Annotated in this window: 3 protein-coding genes; 2 read left to right on the top strand and 1 reads right to left on the bottom strand. The window is 72.0% G+C overall.

Annotation, left to right across the window (positions count from 1 at the left end):
• The first annotated feature begins 256 nt into the window (after positions 1-256).
• A complete protein-coding gene (locus ETD96_RS42950) occupies positions 257-1,990 on the top strand; it encodes a pyruvate dehydrogenase (RefSeq protein ID WP_138642217.1) in 1,734 nt (577 codons plus the stop codon).
• 46 nt (positions 1,991-2,036) lie between these two features.
• Here ETD96_RS42950 and ETD96_RS42945 read toward each other — a convergent pair whose 3' ends face one another.
• Positions 2,037-2,732, bottom strand: coding sequence for a TetR/AcrR family transcriptional regulator (locus ETD96_RS42945; RefSeq protein WP_138642216.1), 696 nt, complete (start codon positions 2,730-2,732; stop codon positions 2,037-2,039).
• 74 nt (positions 2,733-2,806) lie between these two features.
• Here ETD96_RS42945 and ETD96_RS45570 point away from each other — a divergent pair, with 74 nt between their 5' ends.
• Complete coding sequence (locus tag ETD96_RS45570; protein WP_171069522.1) at positions 2,807-2,968, top strand: hypothetical protein; 162 nt, start codon at positions 2,807-2,809, stop codon at positions 2,966-2,968.
• Positions 2,969-2,984: the final 16 nt, after the last annotated feature.

Genomic DNA, 2,984 nt, shown 5'->3' with positions numbered 1-2,984 from the left:
CCCACATCCCACCCGCGCTCCACATCCCACCTGCGCCCCGCATCCCACTCGCGACCCGCATCCCACTCGCGACCCGCATCCCACTCGCGACCCGCAGTCGACCGCCACCCCATATCCCACCATCGCGCCGCATTCGACCCGCACCCCACATCCGGTTCATGGTTTGACCATTTAACCCGGCGGGCCGCCGGGTGTCAGGGGGAGATCATCGGGCATTTCCCGGAGCGGGGAGCGGACAGACCACGGGGAGGCACGCATGGCGACCGTCGCCGACCAGTTCATCGAGGTGCTGCGGCAGGCCGGCGTACGGCGCGTCTACGGGGTGGTGGGCGACAGCCTCAACCCCGTCGTGGACGCCGTCCGCCGGACGGCCGGGATCGACTGGGTGCACGTCCGCAACGAGGAGGCGGGCGCGTTCGCGGCGGCGGCCGAGGCGCAGACGACCGGGCGGCTCGCGGTGTGCGCGGGCAGCTGCGGGCCCGGCAACACGCACCTGATCCAGGGCCTCTACGACGCTCACCGGTCGGGGGCGCCGGTGCTGGCGCTGGCGTCGCAGATCCCGAGCGTCCAGATCGGCAGCGGCTACTTCCAGGAGACGCATCCCGAGCGGCTGTTCACCGAGTGCAGCCACTACTGCGAGCAGATCGTCACGCCGGAGCAGATGCCGCGCATCCTGCGGACCGCGATCCAGCACGCGATCGGGCACGGCGGCGTCGCGGTGCTGACGATGCCCGGCGACACCGCCGGCAAGGACGCCGTCGCCCCGACCGGGGAGCACGACTTCCTCGTCCGGAAGGGGATCGTCCGGCCGCCGTCCGACCAGGTCGCGCAGCTCGCCGGGGCGCTGAACCGGGCGCGCAGGCCGATGCTGTTCTGCGGCTCCGGCGCGAAGGACGCGCACGCCGAGGTGATGGAGCTGGCGCACAGGCTGCTGTCGCCGGTCGGGCACGCGCTGCGCGGCAAGGAGTGGATCCAGTACGACAACCCCTTCGACGTCGGCATGAGCGGACTGCTCGGCTACGGCGCCTGCTACGAGGCGATGCAGGCCGCCGACCTCGTCCTGCTGCTGGGCACCGACTTCCCGTACGACCCGTTCCTGCCCGGCAAGAACACGATCCAGGTGGACGACGACCCGGCGAAGCTAGGGCGGCGCACACCGCTCGACCTGGCCGTCCATGGTGACGTGGGCGAGACGCTGAGACTGGTCATGGACCAGGTCGAGCAGAAGCAGGACCAGTCGTATCTGGACGACATGCTGCACCGCCACACGCGCGCGCTGGAGAACGTCGTCTCCGCCTACACGCGCGACATCGAGAAGCACATTCCGATCCATCCGGAGTTCGTCGCGAGCGTCCTGGACGACCTCGCCGCCGACGACGCGATATTCACCGTCGACACCGGCATGTGCAACGTGTGGGCCGCCCGCTACCTCACCCCCAACGGGCGCCGCCGCGTGATGGGCTCGTTCGTGCACGGCTCCATGGCCAACGCGCTGCCGCACGCCATCGGCGCCCAGTACGGCGCGCCCGGACGCCAGGTCGTGTCGCTCTCCGGCGACGGCGGCCTCGGGATGCTGCTCGGCGAGCTGCTCACCGTGAAGCTCCACCGCGTCCCCGTGAAGATCATCCTGCTCAACAACGCGTCGCTCGGCATGGTGAAGCTGGAGATGATGGTGGACGGCTTCCCCGCCTACGAGACCGACCACGAGGCCGTCGACTACGCGGCGGTCGCGGCGGCCATGGGGATCGAGTCGGCGCGGGTGGAGCGCCCGTCCGACGTCCGCACGCTGATGGAGCGGGCCCTCGCCGCGCCCGGCCCGTACCTGCTGGACGTCGTCACCGACCCGAACGCCCTGTCCATCCCGCCGCACATCACGCCGCAGCAGGTCAAGGGGTTCGCGCTGTCGGCGGGCAAGACCGTCCTCACCGGGGGCGTCGGCAAGATGCTCGACCTGGCGCGCAGCAACCTGCGCAACATCCCCCGCCCCTGACCGCCCGGGCGCCGCGGTCGGCATCAGGGGAGAGCCGCGGTCGGGATCAGGCGGGGAGCCGCGCCGCGATCCCGTCCAGGACGATCGACAGGCCGAGCTCGAACCCCGCGCCGAAGTCGGTGCCTCCGGCGTCCATGTGCGCGGCGAGCGTCGGGTAGTCGGCGGCGTCCCGCCGGATCAGCTCCCCGGCCCGCTCCCGCAGCTCCGCCTCCGCCGCCGGGTCGCGGAACCGGGCGCGCCATGCCAGCTCCTCGGCGACGAACCCGTGCAGGTAGCCGCTGACCGCGCTCACGGCCGCGGTGAGCTCCGGTCCCGACAGGCCCGCCCGGTGGAGCGCCGCGAACACGCGCTCGGAGCGGGCCAGGGAACCGGGGCCCAGCAGCGGTCTCGTCCCCATCAGGGCGGGCACCCACGGGTGGCGGAGCATGACCTCCCGCCCGCGAGCCATGTGCGCGGCGACGACGTCCCGCCAGCCGCCGGTCTCGTCCGGCACCGGCTCGATCTCGGCGATGGCGGCGTCGAGGGCCAGATCGAGGACGTCCTCCTTGGCGGCGACGTACTCGTACAGCGACATGGTCCCGGCGCCGAGCCGGGCGGCGAGCCGCCGCATCGAGAAGCCGTCCACGCCCTCGGCGTCGAGCAGCGCGACCGCCGCCGCGACGATCCGCTCGCGCGACAGCCGGGGCTTGCGCGGACGTTCCGCGCCGCGAAACCAGACCGAGTCCGTGCGTGCAGTTCCCATCCGTGCAGTGTACGGAAAACCGTACGGCTAGCTTGGCCTCGATTGCGGAACCCCTCTGGCAGAAGGAGGCCGACATGGACGACGAGTGGCTGCGTTCGTACGCGCTGCTGGCGCTGCGAGTCGCCCGAGCCGCAGACGGGCCGAACACCAGCGGGCTAGCGCTGGTCTACCGCGGCCCGGCCGGATGGCGGGAGGCGGTCGCGGCGGAGGAGCCGCTGTCTCTTATACCCATCTGACGCTGCCGACGACGGA

Origin of the sequence: Actinomadura geliboluensis (assembly GCF_005889745.1) — a bacterium.
In the GTDB taxonomy this organism is placed as follows: Bacteria; Actinomycetota; Actinomycetes; order Streptosporangiales; family Streptosporangiaceae; genus Spirillospora; species Spirillospora geliboluensis.
The sequence above is the reverse complement of the archived record's forward strand: the minus strand, read 5'-3'. Positions and strand labels throughout refer to the sequence as shown.

Coding starts and splice junctions, on each gene's coding strand:
- ETD96_RS42945 (WP_138642216.1), bottom strand. CDS start 2,732: ATGGGAACTGCACGCACGGACTCGGTCTGGTTTCGCGGCGCGGAACGT.
- ETD96_RS45570 (WP_171069522.1), top strand. CDS start 2,807: ATGGACGACGAGTGGCTGCGTTCGTACGCGCTGCTGGCGCTGCGAGTC.
- ETD96_RS42950 (WP_138642217.1), top strand. CDS start 257: ATGGCGACCGTCGCCGACCAGTTCATCGAGGTGCTGCGGCAGGCCGGC.